At 37.6% G+C, this 21,437-nt stretch carries 23 protein-coding genes; 12 read left to right on the top strand and 11 right to left on the bottom strand.

What is annotated here, in order from left to right:
• Positions 1-115 precede the first annotated feature (115 nt).
• The 6 genes from BUA76_RS12100 to BUA76_RS12075 form a co-directional block, all read right to left on the bottom strand.
• Positions 116-2,161: a hypothetical protein gene (locus BUA76_RS12100; RefSeq protein ID WP_072885061.1), complete on the bottom strand. Its 2,046-nt coding sequence runs from the start codon at positions 2,159-2,161 to the stop codon at positions 116-118.
• Between the two features lie 115 nt (positions 2,162-2,276).
• Entirely contained in the window at positions 2,277-3,812 is a 1,536-nt protein-coding gene (locus BUA76_RS12095; RefSeq protein ID WP_072885060.1) for a YifB family Mg chelatase-like AAA ATPase, read from the bottom strand.
• A gap of 128 nt (positions 3,813-3,940) precedes the next feature.
• Positions 3,941-4,912, bottom strand: a complete 972-nt coding sequence (locus BUA76_RS12090) for a T9SS type A sorting domain-containing protein (RefSeq protein ID WP_072885059.1) — start codon at positions 4,910-4,912, stop codon at positions 3,941-3,943.
• A gap of 29 nt (positions 4,913-4,941) precedes the next feature.
• Positions 4,942-6,306: an outer membrane beta-barrel protein gene (locus BUA76_RS12085; protein ID WP_072885058.1), complete on the bottom strand. Its 1,365-nt coding sequence runs from the start codon at positions 6,304-6,306 to the stop codon at positions 4,942-4,944.
• Positions 6,299-6,865 carry an RNA polymerase sigma factor gene (locus BUA76_RS12080; protein WP_072885057.1) on the bottom strand — a complete coding sequence of 189 codons (567 nt, stop codon included), beginning with the start codon at positions 6,863-6,865 and terminating at the stop codon, positions 6,299-6,301. The genes BUA76_RS12085 and BUA76_RS12080 overlap by 8 nt, the downstream gene beginning before the upstream one ends.
• Before the next feature lie 96 nt (positions 6,866-6,961).
• On the bottom strand, positions 6,962-7,537 hold the full coding sequence (locus tag BUA76_RS12075; protein WP_072885056.1) for a DUF4840 domain-containing protein: 576 nt from the start codon (positions 7,535-7,537) through the stop codon (positions 6,962-6,964).
• Between the two features lie 220 nt (positions 7,538-7,757).
• Here BUA76_RS12075 and BUA76_RS12070 point away from each other — a divergent pair, with 220 nt between their 5' ends.
• The 5 genes from BUA76_RS12070 to BUA76_RS12050 all read left to right on the top strand — a co-directional run bounded on the left by BUA76_RS12070 (position 7,758) and on the right by BUA76_RS12050 (position 11,012).
• On the top strand, positions 7,758-8,105 hold the full coding sequence (locus BUA76_RS12070) for a tRNA-binding protein (RefSeq protein ID WP_072885055.1): 348 nt from the start codon (positions 7,758-7,760) through the stop codon (positions 8,103-8,105).
• Between the two features lie 11 nt (positions 8,106-8,116).
• Positions 8,117-8,821 (top strand): ribonuclease H-like domain-containing protein, encoded by a 705-nt coding sequence (locus tag BUA76_RS12065; protein ID WP_072885054.1) that lies wholly within the window; start codon positions 8,117-8,119, stop codon positions 8,819-8,821.
• Positions 8,822-8,824: 3 nt separating this feature from the next.
• Entirely contained in the window at positions 8,825-9,151 is a 327-nt protein-coding gene (locus tag BUA76_RS12060; protein WP_029296148.1) for an SUF system Fe-S cluster assembly protein, read from the top strand.
• 158 nt (positions 9,152-9,309) lie between these two features.
• Positions 9,310-9,699 carry a hypothetical protein gene (locus BUA76_RS12055; RefSeq protein ID WP_072885053.1) on the top strand — a complete coding sequence of 130 codons (390 nt, stop codon included), beginning with the start codon at positions 9,310-9,312 and terminating at the stop codon, positions 9,697-9,699.
• Between the two features lie 11 nt (positions 9,700-9,710).
• The gene (locus BUA76_RS12050) at positions 9,711-11,012 is read left to right on the top strand and encodes a C2 family cysteine protease (protein WP_072885052.1); all 1,302 of its coding nucleotides are present in this window, start codon (positions 9,711-9,713) and stop codon (positions 11,010-11,012) included.
• 58 nt (positions 11,013-11,070) lie between these two features.
• Here BUA76_RS12050 and BUA76_RS12045 read toward each other — a convergent pair whose 3' ends face one another.
• On the bottom strand, positions 11,071-11,907 hold the full coding sequence (locus BUA76_RS12045; protein ID WP_072885051.1) for a sulfurtransferase: 837 nt from the start codon (positions 11,905-11,907) through the stop codon (positions 11,071-11,073).
• Positions 11,908-12,054: 147 nt separating this feature from the next.
• On the bottom strand, positions 12,055-12,903 hold the full coding sequence (locus BUA76_RS12040) for a hydroxymethylglutaryl-CoA lyase (RefSeq protein ID WP_072885050.1): 849 nt from the start codon (positions 12,901-12,903) through the stop codon (positions 12,055-12,057).
• 188 nt (positions 12,904-13,091) lie between these two features.
• On the opposite strand from BUA76_RS12040, the gene pepT reads away from it, so the two are divergent.
• Positions 13,092-14,339 (top strand): peptidase T, encoded by a 1,248-nt coding sequence (gene pepT / locus BUA76_RS12035; RefSeq protein WP_072885049.1) that lies wholly within the window; start codon positions 13,092-13,094, stop codon positions 14,337-14,339.
• Positions 14,340-14,607: 268 nt separating this feature from the next.
• On the opposite strand, the gene thiL is transcribed toward pepT, so the two are convergent.
• Together thiL and BUA76_RS12025 are read right to left on the bottom strand one after the other, a co-directional pair.
• Positions 14,608-15,663, bottom strand: coding sequence for a thiamine-phosphate kinase (thiL, locus tag BUA76_RS12030; protein WP_072885048.1), 1,056 nt, complete (start codon positions 15,661-15,663; stop codon positions 14,608-14,610).
• Positions 15,664-15,726: 63 nt separating this feature from the next.
• Positions 15,727-16,221, bottom strand: coding sequence for an acyl-CoA thioesterase (locus BUA76_RS12025; RefSeq protein ID WP_072885047.1), 495 nt, complete (start codon positions 16,219-16,221; stop codon positions 15,727-15,729).
• A 288-nt stretch (positions 16,222-16,509) separates the two neighbouring features.
• On the opposite strand from BUA76_RS12025, the gene BUA76_RS12020 reads away from it, so the two are divergent.
• The 4 genes from BUA76_RS12020 to BUA76_RS12005 are packed head-to-tail and all read left to right on the top strand — an operon-like array spanning position 16,510 to position 19,724.
• Positions 16,510-17,712, top strand: a complete 1,203-nt coding sequence (locus BUA76_RS12020; RefSeq protein ID WP_072885046.1) for a BaiN/RdsA family NAD(P)/FAD-dependent oxidoreductase — start codon at positions 16,510-16,512, stop codon at positions 17,710-17,712.
• 10 nt (positions 17,713-17,722) lie between these two features.
• Entirely contained in the window at positions 17,723-18,130 is a 408-nt protein-coding gene (locus BUA76_RS12015) for an energy transducer TonB (protein ID WP_072885045.1), read from the top strand.
• 7 nt (positions 18,131-18,137) lie between these two features.
• The gene (locus BUA76_RS12010; protein ID WP_072885071.1) at positions 18,138-18,776 is read left to right on the top strand and encodes a DUF2306 domain-containing protein; all 639 of its coding nucleotides are present in this window, start codon (positions 18,138-18,140) and stop codon (positions 18,774-18,776) included.
• 30 nt (positions 18,777-18,806) lie between these two features.
• Positions 18,807-19,724, top strand: coding sequence for a YARHG domain-containing protein (locus BUA76_RS12005; protein ID WP_072885044.1), 918 nt, complete (start codon positions 18,807-18,809; stop codon positions 19,722-19,724).
• 5 nt (positions 19,725-19,729) lie between these two features.
• Here BUA76_RS12005 and BUA76_RS12000 read toward each other — a convergent pair whose 3' ends face one another.
• Positions 19,730-20,104 (bottom strand): ribosomal maturation YjgA family protein, encoded by a 375-nt coding sequence (locus BUA76_RS12000; RefSeq protein ID WP_072885043.1) that lies wholly within the window; start codon positions 20,102-20,104, stop codon positions 19,730-19,732.
• 238 nt (positions 20,105-20,342) lie between these two features.
• On the opposite strand from BUA76_RS12000, the gene BUA76_RS11995 reads away from it, so the two are divergent.
• Complete coding sequence (locus BUA76_RS11995; protein ID WP_143149906.1) at positions 20,343-20,771, top strand: energy transducer TonB; 429 nt, start codon at positions 20,343-20,345, stop codon at positions 20,769-20,771.
• A 237-nt stretch (positions 20,772-21,008) separates the two neighbouring features.
• Complete coding sequence (locus BUA76_RS11990) at positions 21,009-21,437, top strand: energy transducer TonB (RefSeq protein ID WP_072885041.1); 429 nt, start codon at positions 21,009-21,011, stop codon at positions 21,435-21,437.

Genomic DNA, 21,437 nt, shown 5'->3' with positions numbered 1-21,437 from the left:
ATATATGACTGATTACCAGATAAATATACAAAATACTCGCTAATATTACAACTTTTTTTAATAAAAAAAACCGCCTCAGTTGTGAGACGGCTTCTGTGTCTCTATTAAAGTGGAATTAATACGTTTCAAATGTGCAAACCGGGAAGGTAATGGCTGTACCGCTTAATGTAACATCTGATGGTAAATCAGTTGTAATAATATTCCCGTTTAATTCTGTAATTCTGAAAAATCTGTTCCCTCCATTTGCTGTTAAATAAAATAGATGTCCTTCCGCTATTTCGTTTATTGCACCGGTATTAATAATAAATTTCCTGGAACCGGCAACTGTATCTACAGTATAGCCCGATACAGCAGCATTAACACCTGATTTTTTTATAACTGACGTCTGAAATGTTGTGTAATCATAAAACTTTTCACCTGTATTAAAACTAAACCTAGCCATATCAGATGGATTATTAATTGTTGGGTAAGTATCGGTAGCTACTCCTAAGAACTTCACCTTTTCTATTTTTCCTTTATCATTCTGATTTAGCATTACTTTAAGCCTTGAATTCGGATATGGCTGCTGAATAATTCCTACATATTTAGCTTCTTCAATAAATGTCATGCTATTAACGAAATCACTGTTTGATTCATTTCCAATAAGTATTGTTTTATTAGTAAGTGCTGGACCATTATCAGGAATATAATAATCTTGCGGCCTGTAATCAAACAAAGAAATTTGTTGAGTAAGTTTGGTAAGATCATTAATTATGTCTTTATTTTCATCAAACAGTACAATTTCTGACTTTCTGTACCATTTTACCCAAAGCCTTGTATTGTGACTATTGATTTTAAAAATCTGACAAAATCTATTAGCATAATAAGCATCTGGAAAAAGGCCCGTTCTGTCATTATACGGTTCCAACTTTTTCACATAAGTATGCCTGTAATTATTAATCATCCTGTTGATCTTGAAATCATCATTTAAATTTTCGTCCAATAGCACAATTGGATTTTCACCAATATACCGTATGTTATTTTGATCAGTAAAATCTGTTACTGAAGTATATTGATTAGATTTGAATTCAAACTGAGATCCTGTATGAAATATGCCGGCTCTGTTATCGTTTACATTTTCAATTCTTGGTTCCACAATAGAAATTCCATAACATGGAGCCGCGGAAAAATCAAAGCAAAGCGTTTCTACAAGTTCATTTTCATTAATCCCCAGAAGTTTCCCTTCAAATGACTGATTTAAAAACAACCAAGAATTACACCCTGAAGAAAGTCCGTCTTTCTCAAACTTAATAAAAGCTCTTTTTCTGTTGATTGGCTGGCTTTCATTAATCTGCCCCCGAAATGAGCCAAACTCTCCTCCTGTTACTCTATTTGCATTTGCCCAGCCATCATTTGTATTTCTGATTACAAAAGATTCCAGATTACTTTGTAATGATTTGAGTTCAATATCATTCCAGGCAAATCCTTCAAATAATCCCGGAACTTTGTTAGCCTCACAAACTATACCTTTTGTGAAGAAAGAAGCGCCTACTTTTATTTTTGAATAAGCAGCTCCTTGAATCCAGACCCCGATATAATCTTCGGAAGTAAACTCTGCACCTGGCTTTGCCGTCACATTAGTATCAATTACGTTCTTATGGCTATTCTGAAAAATTAAGGCAGCCTTATTTTTTTCGCCTCTGTAGAAAATTGTATCGACTAAGAAATTAACAGGTTTTTCAAATTTAATTGTATCTAAGATCTTATATCCGATGGGACTATTTCCAACTATGGTAACCGATTGCTTTTCCAGAGACCAATTTTCATTTGAATCATTTATATCTACAGAAACAAAATCAGGAAGCCCATTAACAAATTTTGCAGCATTGATAAAGGCAAGAGTGTCATCTGTCCTGGAATTGCCCTTTGCTCCAAATAATTCAATATTGATTGGTTTTCCTGATAGAAAGCTTGTTAATGCATAATATTCATAAGTGCCAGTAGGAATATCATATCTTTTTCTTATAATAATTCCGTCTGCAATTACAGGTCCTACGTCATAATACCATGCATTAATTTTTTTATAATTAACATTTTCAGACGTATTACTGTCTACTAACTGAACTAAATCATCATTTGGAAGGGTTGAACCTGTGGCAAAAAAATCATTTGTAAAAATCATTTTAATTATTTTTTGGTTAAAAGTTTAGACAATATTCATATGGCCATATGCTGTCTCTGATTGCAAATATCAATCACAACAACGTCAAAACTTGACGTATTTTAATAATAAATTCCTACCCATTCCAAAACTCCCTATCCAAACTCCTATACTGTATCGCTTCCGAGACATGATATGAAAGAATACTTTCAGATTCTTCCAGATCGGCGATAGTTCGGGCTACTTTGAGGATGCGATCGTAGGCTCTTGCCGAAAGATTCAGCTTTTCCATGGCGGTCTTGATGAGGCTGAAGGAAGTTTCATCCAGATTACAATATTGTTCAATTTCTTTAGGGCCTATTTGTGCGTTATAGCTTATTTTCAAGTCTTTATAGCGCTCTCTTTGAATTTCGCGGGCTACCAAAACACGTTTTCTGATATCTTCACTTTTTTCACCTTTTCTTCGTTCTGCCAGTTGTTCAAACTCCACTTTCTGCACTTCAATATGAATATCAATCCTATCCAGAAGCGGCCCGGAAAGCTTATTCATATACCGCTGCATCTCGTACACCGTGGAAGTATTATTGGGATCATCAGGGAAAAATCCGCTCGGACTTGGATTCATGGAGGCAACCAGCATAAAACTTGCGGGATAGTTTACCGTAAATTTCGCACGGGAAATGGTCACTTCCCGGTCTTCCAGAGGCTGCCGCATCACTTCCAGCACGGTTCTTTTAAATTCAGGCATTTCATCCAGAAACAATACGCCGTTGTGTGCCAGCGAAATTTCACCGGGTTGCGGATAACCACCGCCGCCGACAAGCGCCACATCAGAGATCGTATGATGCGGTGCACGGAATGGACGAACCGTCATCAGCGAAGTTTCCGTACCCATTTTCCCGGCTACGGAATGGATTTTTGTTGTTTCCAGTGCTTCCTTTAAACTGAGCGGAGGCAAAATGCTGGGAACCCTCTTGGCAAGCATTGTTTTTCCGCTTCCCGGAGGCCCGATTAAAATAATATTATGTCCGCCCGCTGCTGCAACTTCCATTGCCCGTTTTGCGGTCTCCTGCCCTTTCACTTCTGAAAAATCAAACGGGAAGTCATTAATTTTTTCCTGGAATTCTTTTCTCGTATCGATTTCAATTTTTTCCAGCGGTTTTCTTTCGTTAAAGAAATCAATGACTTCTTTTATATTTTCGGCAGCAAAAACATTGAGATTGTTTACAATAGCCGCTTCACGCGTATTTTGTTTCGGAAGAATGATTCCTTTAAAACCTTCTTCCCTCGCTTGTATGGCAATCGGTAAAACCCCTTTTACCGGCTGTAAGGTTCCATCGAGAGAAAGTTCTCCCATAATGATATAGTCCTGGATATTTTCGGCAAGAATCTGGTCGGAGGCAGCAAGAATTCCGATGGCAATGCTCAGATCATAGGCAGCTCCTTCTTTACGAAGATCGGCGGGAGCCATATTAATCGTAATTTTCTTTCCGGGAATTTTATAACCGACATTTTTCAGCGCGGCGGAAATTCTGTAACTGCTTTCTTTGATGGCGTTGTCGGGAAGTCCAACGAGGTGATAGCCGACTCCTCCTGTGTCTACATTAACTTCAATCGTAATGGTTTGCGCCGAGACGCCGTGTATTGCACTTCCATAAATTTTAATCAGCATCGTCTGTGTTTTGATGCAAAAATAAAATATTTTTTCTAATCGATGAGCGCAATATTTAAGTATAAAAGAAAAGCCCGGAATCAACTCCGGGCCTTTCAATCAATTCAATCCAAAAGATCTCAAAAAATTTACTTCTTGATAAATTTATTCTTATACACTTTTCCTTTCGCAGATTTAGAAACAATAAAATACGTTCCCGGAACGATGGCACTTACGTCAATAGCCTCAGAGAACTGGTGATCCTTTTTTTGCAGGATCAGCTTCCCTGACATATCAATGATCGAAACTTCAGGATACTTCTTATCAGATTCTTTTCCGATGTAAATAACCTGTGATGCAGGATTCGGATAAACGCTGAGATTATTTTCCTTTGGTTTTGTTTCTCCCGTTCCGAGATTGGAGCAGAAACTAAATGTTCCGAAGTTTAAGGTGATAAATGCAAAATCACTCAGCATCTCGCACTGATCCGGACAATATTCCGTACAGGCATAAAATCCGAAAGTTCCGGAATTGACAGCGGTATATGAGTCTCCGGTCTCCCCTGCAATGATACAAGGGTCAGTTGGTAAAGGAGGATTGCTTCCGGGAAGGCATTTAAACCACGTATGCGTACCGTAAAGCTGTGGGAAACCGTCATTAAGCTGCACTGATGCTCCGTCACAGACGTTATACACTCCGGGTGCGGTTTCCTCAAAAGTTCCCGGCTGGAAGTCTGCCATCATAAATGGAAGTCCGTACGCATAGCCGTCTGCAAGAACCGCAGTGCTTTCAGCAGTACAGTCATTTTGTGTTACTTCAACTTTGAAATAATACAGCATATCATCATTACCGTTGATGGTTAAAGTTTGTGAGGTCGCACCGGGAATTGCTACCCACGGATTGTTATTGGGGGTCTGCCAGTCCCACTGTTGTCTGTACCATTGGTACGTTCCATATGTTTGGGTGGTAGAAAGGGTTTCCGTCTCCGTATTGCAGAAAACGATTTTTTCCGGAAACAGGGTTCCCAGTCTCGGACTGGTAATTTCAGGGGTGCATTGCTGTGCTTTCACCTGTAAAAAACTTAACAATAAAAAGCTTAAAAAAATTAGTTTTGTTTTCATATACAATTATTTTTGTGATTTAAATTATTTTAATCCAATGCTATTCTGACTCCGAACTTTAGATTAAAATTCAAAGGGTTTTCTTTATAAATCGTTTTTAGCGAACTGTTATCTTTAAAATGATAACCAAGTCCGGGCTCGGCATAAATGCCGATGTATTTTACCACCTTAAACTGAACTCCTACAGCCGAATTCACAGAAACCTGAACCGGTTTTTCACGAATATCTTCTTTGAGTTCCTGCTTTACCGAGCCGTCTACAATATATTTCGTCTTGATATTGCCGGAAACTGCTTTTTCAACTGCACCTCCTCCTGTGATATAGCCCGTAAAGGCTCCTTTTTGGACAACATTATAATTTACCTGAACCGGAATTCCTACATAATGAATATTCTGCTCACTGCTAATGAAATCCGACTGGCTTCCGGACGTAAGCTCTGCGGAAAGCTTAGTATAATTGATCCCTGTCCCGATGCTCCATTTTTTGCCTACATTTTTGTAAACAGAAACCCCAAAAGTAACGGGTGTTTTGTGCCTGATGGTGGCATCAACTTTTTTATCCTGATTAGCCAGAAGAATGGACATCAGCGGATCTTCGCCGGATCCCAGACTCCACATTTCAGGAAGAGAGGGTGTAGCTCCGGTGAGTGATGCATAACCCGGGAACTGATCGGTAGAATTTGATGTGGCATTACCGGTTCCCAAGCCCAGTATCCAGTTTCTTTTTGCTTTGTTGAATGCCAGATTTTTCGTTTTTTCAGCTTCTTCCTTCTTTTTTCTTTCTTCTTTTGTCATCAAAGGATAGGTCTCCGCTGTTTCTTCAAAAAGCGGATTTTCCGTAGTAGCTCCCGCGTTTTCTTGCTGAGCTGGTTTATTTTCAGCAAAAGTTTTATTTTGGAGATTAATTTCTGATTTGCTAACCTGATTAATTCCTGATGAAAGTTTGACAGTCGGTAAATAATCTTTAAAATAGTCTTGTATTAAACCCTGATTTTCTTGCCCTTTTTGAATAGAACTAAAATCTTGTATATCAATGTATTTAATTGATTTTTTTTCGATATAATCAGCAATCGGCTCGTTCTGAGCATTTTCCTTTGCCGTATATTCTTCTTTAATTTCAGGTTTATCTTTTTTTCCGGTAAAATCAAATAGCCCGCCCAGAATCATGAATATAATAGCCGTCGCAGCAACACCGACAATACGATACATTAACGGCCGGTTAAATTCAATAACAGCCTTCTGCGCTTTGAGATCGTTCGGAACGGAACCGGGAATGCCGTTGTTCTCGTCTTCCACAAATAGTTCTTCCCTGATATTTTTCCACAATCCATCAGGAACATCTTCTGTGTGATCTTCCATTTTTCTGCGCAGATCATTTAACCATTCATTACTCATATTGCGCTGTTTTAGACATTTTATATTCTTTTATTTTCCGGGCAAGCATTGATTTTGCCCTGTGAAACTGCGATGCTGAAGAATTTTCTGCAATTCCCAGGATCTCTGCAATTTCTTTATGACTTTTTTCCTCAAAAACAAAAAGGTTGAAAACCGTTCTGTACCCATCAGGAAGTGTCTTGATCATTTCCATAATTTCCTGCTGTGAAATTTCGTCCAGATCAGGCTCTTCTTCCATTTCAATATCCGGAATATCGGTTTCATCAGCTATAATTTTGAAACCTGCATTTTGTTTAATATGTTGTAAAGATTCATTGACTGCAATTCTGGTGATCCATGCTTTCAGAGAACCATATCCTCTGTATTCAAAAGCATCAATAGACCGAAACATTTTGATAAAGCTGTTCTGCAAAACGTCATTTACCTGATCCCTGTCAATGATATATCTCGAACATACATAGGCAAGACTACCTGAATAAGCTTCAAAAAGCTCTCTCCAGGCCGCTTCTTCTTTTTGTAAAAGACGGCTTACCAAAACCTGCTCGTTATTTTCTTTCATTGACTATTATGGCATCACACCGACCATCATCCATTTAACATAATACAAAGATAGACAGCCTCAAATTGAGGCCGGCCTATCTGTAAAAAACTACTATTAATTCTTAATACTGATGGGAACTTCATATTTTATAACCTGATAAGGGGCAACATCTGTCCCTCCGACAGTTATTTTTTCCGCTTCCCAGGCAAATCTCAGGGAAGTGTCATATCCTACATAAAAACCTTTCTGCTTTGCTGTCATCTTCACGGAAACATTTTTTATTACCCCTTCAACAGGAATCTGGAAAACCATTACCTGAGGCTCTAAAGCAAGTTCTACCACATTCTGCCCGGTATTCAGCTTGGATTTGAATTTTATTTTATATTCTACTTTACCCAAGTGTGCTAAAACAGTATCGGCTTTCGCCGGATCTGTTATGACCGTCTTTACCACTTCTCTGGCCGGAAAATCTTTGAAAGTGATCAGGCTGTCTTTAGCATTGAAGTCAGTTAGTTTTTCATTTATTTTCCCTCCTTGGAAGGTTGCCAGCCTTGCTTTGTAATTTCCGTCAACGTCACTTAGTTTTACAGGAATTGGTGTATACTGGTCTTCAAGGCACGATATCAATGACATTCCGGATACGGCAAAAACAGCAAGCATCAGGAAATGAAGTACTTTTTTTATCTTCATTATCTTAAATTTTAGCATTAAACATTATCATTGAGTACTCATCTTATAAATTCCGTTTTCGGATAAATCTTGCACGGAAATCTTAATTTTTTTTCAACAAATCCTAACCAACTGATTATTAAGCGTAAAATTTATTAATCAACATTATGTAAGTTTTATTATTTTAATACTTTTGTTAAATCTCCAAAAGAAAAAGAGAAATAGAATAATAAATCACATCATGACAGTAAAACCTGAAATCTCCTGGACAGATTTTGAAAAAATTGATATCAGATGCGGAACCATAGTTTCAGCCAATGACTTTGAGAAAGCCAGAAATCCATCTTATCAGCTGGAAATAGACTTTGGAGATTTGGGAATTAAAAAATCATCTGCACAGATTACGTCATTATACAGTAAAGAAGAATTAATCGGGTTGCAGGTTTTGGCCGTTGTTAATTTTCCTAAAAAACAGATTGCCAATTTCTTCAGTGAATGTCTGGTTTTAGGAGTTTATGGAGAAGATAAAAAGGACGTTACCTTACTAACCCCTTCATCGCCCGTGAAAAACGGGATGCAGGTAGGATAAATAAAAAACAAATGATACAGCACATACCTTTAGAAAGAGTTTTATTTATTGATATTGAAACCGTTCCGGGTTCGGGATCTTGGGAAGAGCTGCCTGAATCTGAACGTATGCTTTGGGATAAAAAAACAAAATTTCAGAGAAAAGATGAAATTTCCGCACAGGATTTTTATTCGGAAAAAGCAGGCATTATGGCAGAATTCGGGAAGATTATCTGTATTACGATCGGGATGCTCGAAAAGAATGATACTTTAAAAATTAAAAGTTTTGCCGGGCATGACGAAAAAAAGATATTACTGGAATTCGGAGAAATTTTTAATAGTCCGCGGCTTCGTGAAGTAATTCTGTGTGCACACAATGGAAAAGAATTTGATTTTCCCTGGATTGCCAGAAGGTTCCTGATTAATGGAATGATGCCTCCGGTACCATTTCAGATGTTTGGAAAAAAACCCTGGGAAATTCCTCACCTTGATACCATGGAACTTTGGAAATTCGGGGACTACAAGAGTTTTGTTTCCCTGGAATTACTGGCTCATATTTTTAAAGTTCCTACTCCGAAAGATGATATCGACGGCTCAATGGTTTCATCAATCTACTACATAGAGAAAGACTTGCAAAGAATAGTAGACTATTGTGAAAAAGATGTCTTAACTTTGGCAAATATTTTCCGGCGCATGCGCCAGGAAGATTTGTTGAAAAGGTACATCAATTTAGATTAAAAAATGAAATTTACAGACGATCAGATTGCTGACATTGGTGAAGAGATCATCAACGTCTTGAAAACCGTATATGACCCTGAAATTCCGGTAGATATCTATGAATTAGGACTGGTTTATGATGTTCAGATTTCCGATGATGCGGATGTTAAGATCATCATGACCCTTACGACTCCCAATTGCCCGGTTGCAGAAACACTTCCTCAGGAAGTAAAAGATAAAGTAGCAGAAGTGGAAAATGTAAAAAGTGTTGACCTGGAGCTTACCTTCGAACCAAGCTGGAATAAGGACATGATGAGCGAAGAGGCCAAATTTGAGCTGGGCATGCTTTAATTGCTTGCTAAAAAATTTTCAATTTAACATTATTAAATAACAGCTGTTTCATTTAGAGACAGCTTTTTTATTTCCGTTTTTTTCCCATACACATTTCGTAAAATTACTAACACACAGAATATCAAACCCGTATAACTTTGGCTTCAGAAATCAACAGTATGAAAGCCAATACAATCATCGTATCATTTAATAACGGAAGTGTTCCTCCGCAGTATGCGTACCGATATCAGATTACGTTTTCCGAAGAGAACGGAATTGCCGAACTGAAAATCTTCAAAGGATATGACACCGATGAAAAAATGATTGTATCTGAACAAAAGAAATTTGATACGGAAATTTTTCTTCAGCTTCTTTCTTTATTCAATAAAAAAGAGAATTCTCAAAATAACCAGGCCTTGGTGGGGGGAAGCCAAAGAATGATCGAAGTTAATTCAAAGAAAATCATAATTGCTCCCGATGATGATTTTGGAATTTCTTTATTCAACCGATTTTTAGAACTGTACCGTACTGATTTTCAAAACTATGTTAATAATAACCTTAACCTTTAAAACCAATTATCATGGACCAAGCACCTAAAGAAATGTTTGTAGGAGTTATCAACCCTTATGCATTAACCGAAGCCATTACAGGAAGAAAATTCGACTGGAAAGATGCAAAATCGTATCAGATCCTGGAAGAAACCCTGGAAACAAACTATTCAGAACTTTTCGATATCAAATTTAATTCACCTTTGTATGCCGGACTGGAACTTACGAAGGATAATGCCGTACGTGCCCTGAAATCTGAAGACATTAAAGTGAGATCAACCGATAAACTGGAATCTGTAAACCTTTCAAACATTAAAACACTGAATGATCTTTCCGCAACAGGTATCAAAAATCTGAATACCATTTCTGTAAAAAATGCGAGACTGGACAAAGGCGATGTGAAAGTGGTACTGAATATCCCGAAATTGAACAATACCATTAACAACAGGCTGATTACTCCTTCCATTAAAAACATCATTTTCGGTCAGGGAAATGCAAACGGATGGACGCCAGCAGGAACATCGTGGAGCGACAGAGGAAATTTTTTCAATGATGTTACCGAATACAATGACCCGGTTCAGGGAGCAGTAGGAAACTGCTATTTCATCGCAGCAATTGCAGCAATTGCATGGGCAACTCCTTATACTATTGAACATAAGGTAAGGGCAACCGGAACAGGAGAAACCGACCGCTCCAATGCCATTCAGTTTTTTACAAAAGGAGGAGGAAAAGATGCGGCAACGAGACTTGTGGAAGTAACTGACAATACGATCATTAACGCTTCCAACAATCCTGTATACTGCAGAAGCAATGATGCTGGGGAAATATGGCCTGCCGTGTATGAAAAAGCATTTGCAAAATGGATTACGAATGTAAATCATGACAAACCGGATATTTCCCAAACCGCTTACGGAGATCCTGCAAAAGCTGTTGCACAGCTCACAAACAAAACGCCGTATTATTACTACACCTCATCAAGAACAGGACTTGATCTTTTCGGGATAGTAAGGGAAAATTCCATGAGCTTTAAAACCTTTAATCCCATGGTTGCATGGACGTATGGGTCAGGAAAAGATTATACAGGGTCAAATATCGTAGGAAACCATGCTTATACCGTTTTAGGGTGGTCTACATTCAACAACAAAAATTATATTATCCTGAGAAATCCATGGGGCGTTACCGAACCGAATGGTTTAAATTCTTATCAGGGGCTAATCAGCTTTTTTGACGGCAGTTTCTGGAGACCCATTAACATGATTGGAAATGACGGGGTTTTCGCATTGGAAATCAACTCTTTTCAATATTATTTTGCCGCGTTGGGTGTCGCAAAGTAAAACGGATAACCTTTAATTAACCAACCTCAAGCTTTCACAGATTGATCTGTGAAAGTTTTTATATTTCTTTTGCAATTTCTTTTCCTTCCCTTCTGCTCCATTCACTCCAGGAACCTACATATAGAGACGGGATTCTAAAACCAGCATGATGCAAAGCTAAAATTGTATGGCAAGCCGTCACCCCGGAACCGCAGTGAATGATTAGATTTTCAGGTTTACCTTCCAATAATTTGACATATTTCTCCCTTAAAATTTCAGGAGCAAGGAAATTCCCGTTTTCATCAAGATTTTCAGAAAAAGGAATATTGATTGCTCCCGGAATATGTCCGGCAACGAGATCTATCGGCTCAGATTCCCCTTTGTAACGATATGCATCACGAACATCAATTACCGTTGAATTGCCATTTATTAATTCATTTTCAACCTCTTCCAGTGTTGAGATTGAAAGAAGCCAGTTTTCATGTTTAATGAGGTCCGATTTTTCAAAAGCTTCTTCACCGGAAGAGAATTCAACATTTTGTTTTTCAGCATTCTGAAAACCGCCATCCAACACCTGCACCTTTTCCAATCCGAAAGCTTTCAGCATCCACCATACTCGTGCCGCAGCATTAGCACCATTTTTATCATCATAAATAACGATATGGGATTTTTCGGAAATTCCAAGTTCTGAAAGTTTCTGCGCAAATTTTTTAATGGCCGGAAGCGGATGCCTCCCTCCGAATGCGGCATTTTCACCAATTTCTGCCAGATCTTTATCCAGATCAATAAACCGTGCTCCTTTGATATGTTTATCAAGATAATTCCGGTACACGTCTTTTCCTACCCGTGCATCAAGAAGGACAAGGTTTTCTGTCGGAAGTCTTTTTAATTCGGATGGGGAGATGATGGGTGACATATTTTATTGATTTGTTTTATGTTTAGGCTAAAGCTAATTGGTTCTGCATAGTAAAGCGGGCTAAAGCCCGCTCCTATTGATTTTAATATAATAAAGTCCTTCGACAAGCTCAGGATGACCTCGCTATACTATCAGGATATCTTTTCTTTAAAAATGGAAAATATCCTTTGCCTTATTGTAAGCGCTTTCAAAGTTCAGCAGATTCAGTTTGTGTTCTGCTTTTTCCACACTCATAAAATTGATTACCTGTTCAGTCGGCATATTTCCTACCAGATCATCTTTTGCCATCGGGCATCCTCCGATTCCTTTGATGGCACTGTCGAACCTTCTGCAGCCCTGATCATACGCTGCTTTTAATTTAGAATAAGAATCTTCGTAGCGGTTATGAAAATGTCCTCCAAAATTGATTTCCGGATATTTTGCAGGGATCTTTTCAAACAAAAGGGTGATGGTTTCAGGCGTTGCAACTCCCGTAGTATCAGAAAGTAAGATATCTTTAATTCCTATTTCCGAAAACCGCTGAGCCCAGAAGCATACATCTTCCCACTTCCACATTTCTCCGTAAGGATTTCCAAAGGCCATTGAAAAATAAATATTCAGCTGTCGGTTTTCACGTTTTACCAGTTCAAGCATTCTGATAATTTCATTAAATGCTTCTTCCTGGCTTTTATTGGTATTCCTGTGCTGAAAAGTCTCCGAGATAGAAAACGGGAATCCTATAATGTCTACGGACTGATGTTTTAATGCTTTCTCAGCTCCTCTGTAATTAGCAACAATCGCAGAAACTTTGGTGTTGGATCTGGATTTATCGATATTTTCGGCCACTTCAGCAGAATCGGCCATTTGCGGAATGGCCTTGGGAGAAACGAAGCTCAGGCAATCCAGCACATCAAAACCAACATCCATCAGGGAGTTGATATAATCTATTTTTTTATCTGTGGGGATGAACTCTCCCCAACCCTGCATTGCGTCACGTGGACATTCAGTAAGGAACATTGTATACTTTTAGATTTTCTCAAATATAATAAAACTAAACTATTTAGTTTCTTGACAAACAAATCTACCATTATTTTGATTCTCAAATATTTATATATCATTTATAAATTCGATTGTTTATATCCGCTTACAATTAAGCCATTCTGAAACTCAAATTCGTTAACTTTGCCCACAAATTTATACTAATAATGAGCGCAATAGAATTCAACCCGTTATGGAAAGAAAAGTTACTGAACCGTTTTCTTACGTATGTAAAAATATATTCAACCAGCGATGCAGAAAGCGAGACCACTCCTTCTACGAAAAGACAGTGGGACATCGCCAATTACATTGCGGAAGAGCTGAAAACAATCGGTCTTGAAGAGGTATCCATTGATGAGAATGGGTATATCATGGGGTATGTTCCTTCAAATCTTGAGAATAATGACCAGCCGACCATCGGTTTTATTTCACATTATGATACTTCACCTGATTTCAGCGGGGAAAATGTGAAGCCTCAGGTTTGGGAAAACTATGACGGAAGTGATCTTGTTTTAAATCAGACAACCGGATTTACCTTATCCTCTTCAAAATTTCAAAGCTTAAAAAAATACGTTGGCCAGACCCTGATTACAACGGACGGAAACACATTATTAGGAGCAGATGATAAAGCCGGCTGCGCGGAAATTGTAACCGCTGCGGAATATTTAATTGCACATCCTGAAATCAAGCATGGAAGAATTGCGGTAGGATTTACGCCGGATGAGGAAATCGGAAGAGGAGCGCATAAATTTGATGTGGCGAAATTCGGGGCACAATTTGCCTACACAATGGATGGCGGTGAAGTTGGCGAACTGGAATATGAAAACTTCAATGCAGCAGGAGCAGTGGTGAAAATCCACGGATTAAGTGTTCACCCCGGATATGCTTATGGTAAAATGATAAATGCCGCTTTACTCGCTTCTGAATTTGCCCAAATGCTTCCTGCCAATGAAACTCCGGCCACGACAAAAGGATTTGACGGGTTCTATCATTTGATGGATTTGAATGCCGATATTTCTGAAGCTAAACTTCAGTATATCATCCGAGATCATGATGCTGATAAATTTGAGGCCAGAAAGAAGTTCATCGAGGAAAAAGTTGCTGAATTTAATCAAAAACATGGGGAAGGCACTGCTGAAATTGAAATTAAAGAGCAATACAGAAACATGAAGCAGCAGTTTGAAGGCAAAATGTACATCATCGAGCGTGCTGCTGCGGCAATGAAAGAAGCCGGAATCGAACCGAAAATCAAAGCCATCCGAGGCGGAACAGACGGAGCACAGCTGTCTTATATGGGATTACCTTGTCCGAATATTTTTGCGGGAGGAATTAATTTTCACGGGCCATATGAATATGTAGCTCTGGAAAGCATGCAAAAGGCAATGGAAGTAATCCTGAATATTGTGAAAGCGTAAAATATCAGAATATTTTAACTGGAATCAACTTTGTCAAAGTTCAGAACTTTGACAAAGTTTTTTATTTACAGGTGCTTAGAACTGAAGTTTTGATATGTTTCAGCTAAAAACCCAATAATAGATTAAGGCCCATACTACAGAAAAAAATAAAATAACCCTGAATGTATCTTTTAAATTCTGAGGCTGTTTTTTAATAAAGTGCTTATAAAGTGTTACTATTAAAAATGTAACAATAATTAAAGTCGGTAGAACCGTAAAAGTCAGCATTCTAATTTGAGTTTAAAAACGCATCCCAGCCCTGCGCCGTCAAGGCAATCAATTGATTTGATCCTCTTGCCACCATAAAATTTCCGTCTTCTTTTTCAATGGCATGTCCGATGATGGTAAAATCCGGATGATTTTTAATTTTATCAAAATCGTTTGGAGAAATGGTGAATAACAATTCATAATCTTCGCCTCCGCTTAAAGCCGTTACCACAGGATTTAGATTGAATTCATCTGCTGTGGAAATCGTAAGGCTGTCCATAGGGATTTTTTCTTCATACAATCTGAATCCTACTCCGGACTGATCTGAAAGATGAAGTATTTCCGAAGCCAGTCCATCCGAAATATCGATCATCGAAGTCGGTTTAATATCCAGCTGCTCCAAAATACCTTTTACATCAGTTCTTGCTTCCGGTTTCAGCTGTCTTTCCAGAATATAATCGTAGCCCTCCATTTCAGGCTGCATATTAGGATTGGCTAGGAAAACCGCATGTTCTCTTTCCAAAATCTGAAGTCCCATATAAGCGCCACCCAAGTCACCGGTTACCACAAGCAGATCATTGGATTTAGCACCGCTGCGTTTTACAATATTTTCTTCGTTCTCTATTCCGATTGCCGTAATACTCATGACAAGACCAGCATTGGAACTCGTTGTATCTCCGCCAATTAAGTCAACTTTATACCTTGAGCAGGCTGCTTGAATTCCGGAATAAATCTCTTCTAATGCTTCCACCGGGAAACGGTTGGAAACAGCCAGCGAAACGAGAATCTGAGTCGGAGTGGCATTCATTGCAGCAATGTCGCTTAGGTTAACTACAACTGCTTTATAGCCCAGGTGTTTCAACGGAACATATCCCAAATTGAAATGGACACCTTCAGCCAGCACATCTGTTGTGAGGACAACTTTTTTATTTTCAGGATTGATGACTGCGGCATCATCCCCTACTCCAAGTTCAGAAGAACTATTAGATAAAGAAAATTGCTCTGTTAAATGCTTTATCAAACCGAATTCTCCTAATTTGGAGATGGGCGTTAATTCCTGTGATTTATCTTCAAACATATCTTTTTTATATAAGTAATGAATAATTAGTAATGAGTAATTTTAAACTTTAAACCCAAAACTTCAAACCGTAAATTCGGCCGGATCAATATTATGCGGATGGAAAGGAAACTTTTTAAAATCTTCTCTAGAAAGCACTTCTGTTTCGGCGGTTTTATATTTGTTCATCGCTTCCACAACATCATCCGGCGGCGTGGTCATTTTTCTGAGCATCATATCGATCCAGACTCCCGTTGCTTCGGAAGTGGCACAATGCACTCCGTCCGGCGTATAAAACTTATGAAGAAATCTGTAGATGGAAGAATCTTCTGAACATCCGTCAATTTCAACACTTACAATTACCGTCTGATCGGCATAAATTTCTTTAAAAAACGAATAGCGCTCATGCAGGATCACTGGCCCGATTCCCCATCTGCTCAATTGGGTTACCCCCATTTTTTCTTTGGTCATGAATGCCATCCTTGCCTGTGCACAATACTGCACATAGGATGAATTGGCCAAATGTTTGTTCGCATCAAGATCACTCCAGCGTACTTCAAATTTATGGTAGAATATCATTTAAACTTTATTTTAAATATCAATTTATTTTTACCACAAAAGTCATAAAGATCTTCAGAACAAATTAATCTAAATATATTATTCAGAAGCTCACAGAAGCTGAAAATCAAAGATTTCATAACTCACATGTTTTCTCTAATGTTAAAAGCTACTTTAATGACTTTTACGGTTGATAATTTTTCGAGGCTATAATTCAAAAAATTACATTCTTCAAAATTACTCAAATAAGATGGTTTATAAAAATTGTAGTTTTGCAAAAATAATCCTGAGCATAGGATTACAAAGAATATGAAAGACATCATCATCATTGGAGGTGGCGCTGCAGGATTTTTCTGTGCCGCCAACCTGGACGCAACGAAGTATAAGATCACTATTCTCGAACAGAATTCGGATGTTCTCCAGAAGGTAAAAATTTCGGGAGGAGGCCGTTGTAATGTTACCCATGCCTGTTTTGACCCGAGAGAGCTGGTGCAGTTTTATCCACGCGGAAATAAGGAATTGCTGAGTGTTTTTACCCGTTTTCAGCCGGGAGATACGATGGAATGGTTTGAAAACCGAAAAGTTTCGTTAAAGATTGAAGGCGACAACCGTGTTTTCCCAGAAAGTAATTCTTCGCAGACGATCATTGATGCAATGCTTGAAGAAATTAAGCAAAAAAATGTAGAAGTAAAGACCAGATGCTCGGTCAAAGAAATTGAAAAACAGGGTGAAAGATATGTGGTAAAAACCAGTCTGGGAGATTTTGAAGGAGACTATATCATCTATACCACCGGGAGTTCTCCAAAATCTTTAAAAATAATTGAAAGTTTAGGACATAACATAATTGATCTGGTTCCTTCTCTTTTTACTTTTAATATTAAAGATAATTTGTTGAAAGACCTCGCGGGAACAAGCTTTGAAATGGCAGAAACCTCCATTCCTAAATTAAAAACGGAAGAAAGCGGGCCATTGCTGATTACGCATTGGGGGCTTTCGGGGCCGGCAATTCTTAAAATTTCTGCATGGGAGGCTGTGAATCTTGCGAAAATGAAATACAATTTTGAAGTAGAGGTTAATTTTATTTCAAAATCTCCGGATGACGCGGAAGAAATATTCCAGCAATTCAAACAATCCAATCCTAAAAAGACAATCGGACAATCGAAAGTTTTTGATATCACGAACCGGTTCTGGCAAAGAATCCTGGAAGTTTCATCTACCGACCTCAATAAACAGGTAGCCAACATTTCAAAAAAAGAAATGGACAGAATTATTGAAAATCTTTGCAAAAAGAAATTTCAGGTTACCGGAAAATCAACGTTTAAAGATGAATTTGTAACGGCCGGCGGTGTTGATTTAAAAGAAATTAACTTTAAAAATATGTCTTCTAAAATTTTACCCAATTTTTATATCGCAGGAGAAGTTCTGAATATTGATGCCGTAACCGGAGGCTTTAATTTCCAGGCATGCTGGAGTGAAGCTTGGCTGATTGCGCAGGATTTGAACAATTTATAATTAATATACTATGAAAAAAATAACTGCGTGCTTTGCCTTTGTAACTTTTTCGACAATATGTGCACAAGAAATCTCTCATCCCAAAGAACCTATCCGAAAAGAAATCGTTATTAATGAATTCAGTAAACCTGCTGAATATCAAGGAAATATTAATGGCTTTCGAAATGAGTTTATGAAATTATTCAGAGGAGAGAAAATACATGCACAAGGAAAAGTACAATCTGAAGCCTTACTTACAATTTCTGAAGAGGGTAATGTTACAGATATTAAAATTGTAGGAGATAATCCTTCCATGAATAAAGAGATGGAACGCGTAATAAAAATTATGTCAAAAAATAAATGGACTCCTGCACTGTTTGACGGAAAACCTATAAAATCTAAGTTTAGATTACCTATAAGTATGATTGTGGAAAATTAAATCTGTAATGCTTTCAGTCAAAAAAAATATTCCCAGATTCCTGAAATTCCTATTGATAATAGGATTCGGATATTTCTTTTGGCTGATGCTGAAAATCACTATGGAATATATTCCGGTGAAAAGAGAGGTTAGTTTCCTGATGATCAAACAGACAGAAGTTTCTGAACGACCGGAATATCTTTATTTCTTTTACACCCATGTTTACACAAGCATTTTTGTCCTGCTCAGTGGTTTTTTAGCCATTCTGAGGAAAGATTTCGAAATAAAAAATTTTCATAAAAATATCGGAAAATTTTACATTTTTCTAATTCTTATTTTTGCGGCACCATCCGGAATTTATATGGGAATATTTGCGAACGGCGGCATCTATTCTAAGATTTCATTTGTACTGTTAGGCTTTTTATGGTGGTTTTCAACTTTCAAAGCCTATCAATTGGCCCGGCAGAAAAATTTTAAGGAACATCAGCAATGGATGTGGCGGAGTTTTGCGCTTTCCCTTTCTGCAGTTACACTAAGAATGTGGAAAATAATCATCGTATATTTATTTCATCCGAATCCGATGGATGTCTACCAGATCATAGCATGGCTGGGCTGGATTCCAAACCTTATATTCATTGAATATTTGATTAATAAAAAATACCTTTAAATCAATACATCAAATAAACAACAATTGCATATGAAAAATTTAAAATTATTTTTGACTGCTTCCCTGATGATAAGTTTAGCAGGCTGTAAAAAAGAAACCCAAAACCCTAATGAAAAAAAAGACAGTCTGACCGCAAAGCAGGATTCTGTTGCTGTTCCTGAAATTCATAAAGAATACTATGGAATTTACATGGGAGATTTTGCCGGAAAAGAAATGATTACGCCGGAAATCGGTGAAGATTACGAAGGTGAAGTTTTTAAAAGAATAGTCCTGAAAATTAACAGGATCACCAAAGACAGCGTGTACGGACAAAGTATTGTAGACGGAAACCAACGCCCTTTCCGCGGTGTCTTTAATGAAGCAGCAAAATCTTTCATCCTGGATGAACCTGGAAATGATAAAACAGACGGAAGATTTGAAGTGAAACTGAGCAATGACAGCCTTACCGGAACGTGGAATGCATTCAACAAAACTGCCGTAAAAGCGCCGTCGAAAATAGTAAAGCTGGTAAAAAAAGAGTTTGTTTATAACCCGAACTTTATGCTCAGCCCAGATAACGACCTCATCGACTGGGAAAACCCAAAAAGTTTTGTCGAAAAATATACCGATGAGGAAACAGGAAAAACGGAAACCTACACTGCATCGAAAAACAGAATTGCTTCTGATGCCGTTTTCAACATCAACGCATCCAAACAGAAATTAACGGAAAAAGACCTCAAAAATCTCCGCAAGCTGGATATGGAAATCATTAAAAATTCCGTGTTTGCACGTCACGGTTATTCCTTCAAAAAAGCAACATACCGTAATTTTTTTGAGCAGACCGACTGGTACATTCCGGTTTCTGATAATGTAGACAATGACCTTTCACCTCTGGAAAAAGAAAATGTAGCCTTACTCAACCGTTTCATTAAATACGCGGAAGATAAATACGACAGTTTCGGAAGGTAAGCTGTTTATTTTTTGGGAACAAAAAGAAACAGCAGCAGACATCCCGCGGCGTAGCACACAATATCGATCCACGAAAAAGAATTTCCGACGATAATATACATAATGCTTCCCGGCTGTAACCCAAGCTTTTCGGCAATGTGAAAGTATTGCGCCCATTCTACCAGACAGGAAAACAGGAAGATTCCCAGAATAAGGTTCTGATTGTTTTTAATGATTATGAATGATTTTACGAGCGTAAAAAGCAGCATAACAACCAATACATCACCCAGGTAAGCCCTTACGAAAAATATATTGCTGAATACTGTAGCAATCAACACTTCGATGATAAAAACGAATAGGCTGACGAGGAAATAAATTAGGTTAAATTTTAATTTGATCATTCTGATGATTATTTGCTGCAATGATATTGAATTTTTAAAGTATTTATGAGTTTTGATTTTCTTTTTTTTGTTTAAAACCTATGGAAGATATATTTCCGGTGGAAGATATATCTTGGTTTCGGCGCCTGCGGCGCCGAAACTTATAACGAATCAACCAAAATTAACATGTTCTTATTCTGTCAAACAATTTCTCGGTGTTATTTTTGCTGTCCTGAAACCATCAAATATATTGTATAATATGAAGAAGGTCATCTTATTTTCAGCATTGTTTTTCAGCACTTTTCTATTTTCACAATCCGAATACGCCTCTGTTTCGCAACTGCCTGATTATGAAATTTTAAAAAAGAAAATGAAGATTGATGATGTTGTTACCAAAGCAGATACTGCTCCCGAATTCCCTGGCGGAATAGAAAATTTCAAAAGACAGTTTGTGGAAAAAATGGATATTATCAATGTAAAATCCAAAAGTATTGATACAAGGGTATATTTCATTGTTGAAAAAAACGGATATGTACGATTTGTAACAGCAACAGGAAGCGATAAGAAACATTCTGATGCTGCAGAAACAGCGGTGAGAAGATTATTTGTGAAATGGAAACCCGCCACAGTGAATGGCGAACCAGTACGATATCTTTACACTTTTCCATTGACATTGAAGAAATCCTAAAACTCAGTTTAAATATTTATATTTGGCAAAAATTAATCATGAAAAGACTTTTAATTTGTCTGTCTATCCTATTTTACCAGATAAGTATGGTCAGAAGCCTTAAGAAATCCTGGGTTCCCGCGAAAAAGATGACGTTCCCGTGCGGTATATTTTTCAGTTGCCAATAAAAATGCAGTTTGAATAATACGAAGAATTACATTAAATCAATAGTACTAAATCTTTATCAAAACTTTACCCGTGAAAATAATAACAATCTTCTGTATCCTTTTCTGCATTTATATTCCTGCCCAAGAACAATCCGTACCAACTACTGAACTTAATGAACTTTTGATGGTTGAAAAAAATGGCAGAGCAAAAATTGAATCAGAAAAAGTGGCTGTATTCCCATTAGGAATGACAGTGCTGAAAAAAATGATTGTTGAAAATTTCAGAATGCGAAAAATCATCAGTAATGCAGAAACAGAAACATGCCAAATTAATTTTGTTGTTGACAAAGAAGGTTCAATAGTAGATGTAAAAGCTTCCGGATCCAATGAAAGTTTTAACAGAGAAGCAGAAAGAGCTATTTTAAAAATTAAAGACAAATGGATTCCCGGAGAATTAAATGGTGAAAAACTCCGTTGTAGATTTCGAATTCCTTTAACCATCTCTTCGATAAAAAAATAG

This window comes from Chryseobacterium takakiae (assembly GCF_900129385.1).
GTDB classification, from domain to species: Bacteria; Bacteroidota; Bacteroidia; order Flavobacteriales; family Weeksellaceae; genus Chryseobacterium; species Chryseobacterium takakiae.
Note: the sequence above shows the minus strand (reverse complement) of the source record. Positions and strands in the feature narration are given on the sequence as shown.

What these genes read in the sequence shown, in the direction of transcription:
- BUA76_RS12100 (WP_072885061.1), bottom strand. Translation starts at nt 2,161, where the DNA reads ATGATTTTTACAAATGATTTTTTTGCCACAGGTTCAACCCTTCCAAAT.
- BUA76_RS12095 (WP_072885060.1), bottom strand. Translation starts at nt 3,812, where the DNA reads ATGCTGATTAAAATTTATGGAAGTGCAATACACGGCGTCTCGGCGCAA.
- BUA76_RS12090 (WP_072885059.1), bottom strand. Translation starts at nt 4,912, where the DNA reads ATGAAAACAAAACTAATTTTTTTAAGCTTTTTATTGTTAAGTTTTTTA.
- BUA76_RS12085 (WP_072885058.1), bottom strand. Translation starts at nt 6,306, where the DNA reads ATGAGTAATGAATGGTTAAATGATCTGCGCAGAAAAATGGAAGATCAC.
- BUA76_RS12080 (WP_072885057.1), bottom strand. Translation starts at nt 6,865, where the DNA reads ATGAAAGAAAATAACGAGCAGGTTTTGGTAAGCCGTCTTTTACAAAAA.
- BUA76_RS12075 (WP_072885056.1), bottom strand. Translation starts at nt 7,537, where the DNA reads ATGAAGATAAAAAAAGTACTTCATTTCCTGATGCTTGCTGTTTTTGCC.
- BUA76_RS12070 (WP_072885055.1), top strand. Translation starts at nt 7,758, where the DNA reads ATGACAGTAAAACCTGAAATCTCCTGGACAGATTTTGAAAAAATTGAT.
- BUA76_RS12065 (WP_072885054.1), top strand. Translation starts at nt 8,117, where the DNA reads ATGATACAGCACATACCTTTAGAAAGAGTTTTATTTATTGATATTGAA.
- BUA76_RS12060 (WP_029296148.1), top strand. Translation starts at nt 8,825, where the DNA reads ATGAAATTTACAGACGATCAGATTGCTGACATTGGTGAAGAGATCATC.
- BUA76_RS12055 (WP_072885053.1), top strand. Translation starts at nt 9,310, where the DNA reads ATGAAAGCCAATACAATCATCGTATCATTTAATAACGGAAGTGTTCCT.
- BUA76_RS12050 (WP_072885052.1), top strand. Translation starts at nt 9,711, where the DNA reads ATGGACCAAGCACCTAAAGAAATGTTTGTAGGAGTTATCAACCCTTAT.
- BUA76_RS12045 (WP_072885051.1), bottom strand. Translation starts at nt 11,907, where the DNA reads ATGTCACCCATCATCTCCCCATCCGAATTAAAAAGACTTCCGACAGAA.
- BUA76_RS12040 (WP_072885050.1), bottom strand. Translation starts at nt 12,903, where the DNA reads ATGTTCCTTACTGAATGTCCACGTGACGCAATGCAGGGTTGGGGAGAG.
- pepT (WP_072885049.1), top strand. Translation starts at nt 13,092, where the DNA reads ATGAGCGCAATAGAATTCAACCCGTTATGGAAAGAAAAGTTACTGAAC.
- thiL (WP_072885048.1), bottom strand. Translation starts at nt 15,663, where the DNA reads ATGTTTGAAGATAAATCACAGGAATTAACGCCCATCTCCAAATTAGGA.
- BUA76_RS12025 (WP_072885047.1), bottom strand. Translation starts at nt 16,221, where the DNA reads ATGATATTCTACCATAAATTTGAAGTACGCTGGAGTGATCTTGATGCG.
- BUA76_RS12020 (WP_072885046.1), top strand. Translation starts at nt 16,510, where the DNA reads ATGAAAGACATCATCATCATTGGAGGTGGCGCTGCAGGATTTTTCTGT.
- BUA76_RS12015 (WP_072885045.1), top strand. Translation starts at nt 17,723, where the DNA reads ATGAAAAAAATAACTGCGTGCTTTGCCTTTGTAACTTTTTCGACAATA.
- BUA76_RS12010 (WP_072885071.1), top strand. Translation starts at nt 18,138, where the DNA reads ATGCTTTCAGTCAAAAAAAATATTCCCAGATTCCTGAAATTCCTATTG.
- BUA76_RS12005 (WP_072885044.1), top strand. Translation starts at nt 18,807, where the DNA reads ATGAAAAATTTAAAATTATTTTTGACTGCTTCCCTGATGATAAGTTTA.
- BUA76_RS12000 (WP_072885043.1), bottom strand. Translation starts at nt 20,104, where the DNA reads ATGATCAAATTAAAATTTAACCTAATTTATTTCCTCGTCAGCCTATTC.
- BUA76_RS11995 (WP_143149906.1), top strand. Translation starts at nt 20,343, where the DNA reads ATGAAGAAGGTCATCTTATTTTCAGCATTGTTTTTCAGCACTTTTCTA.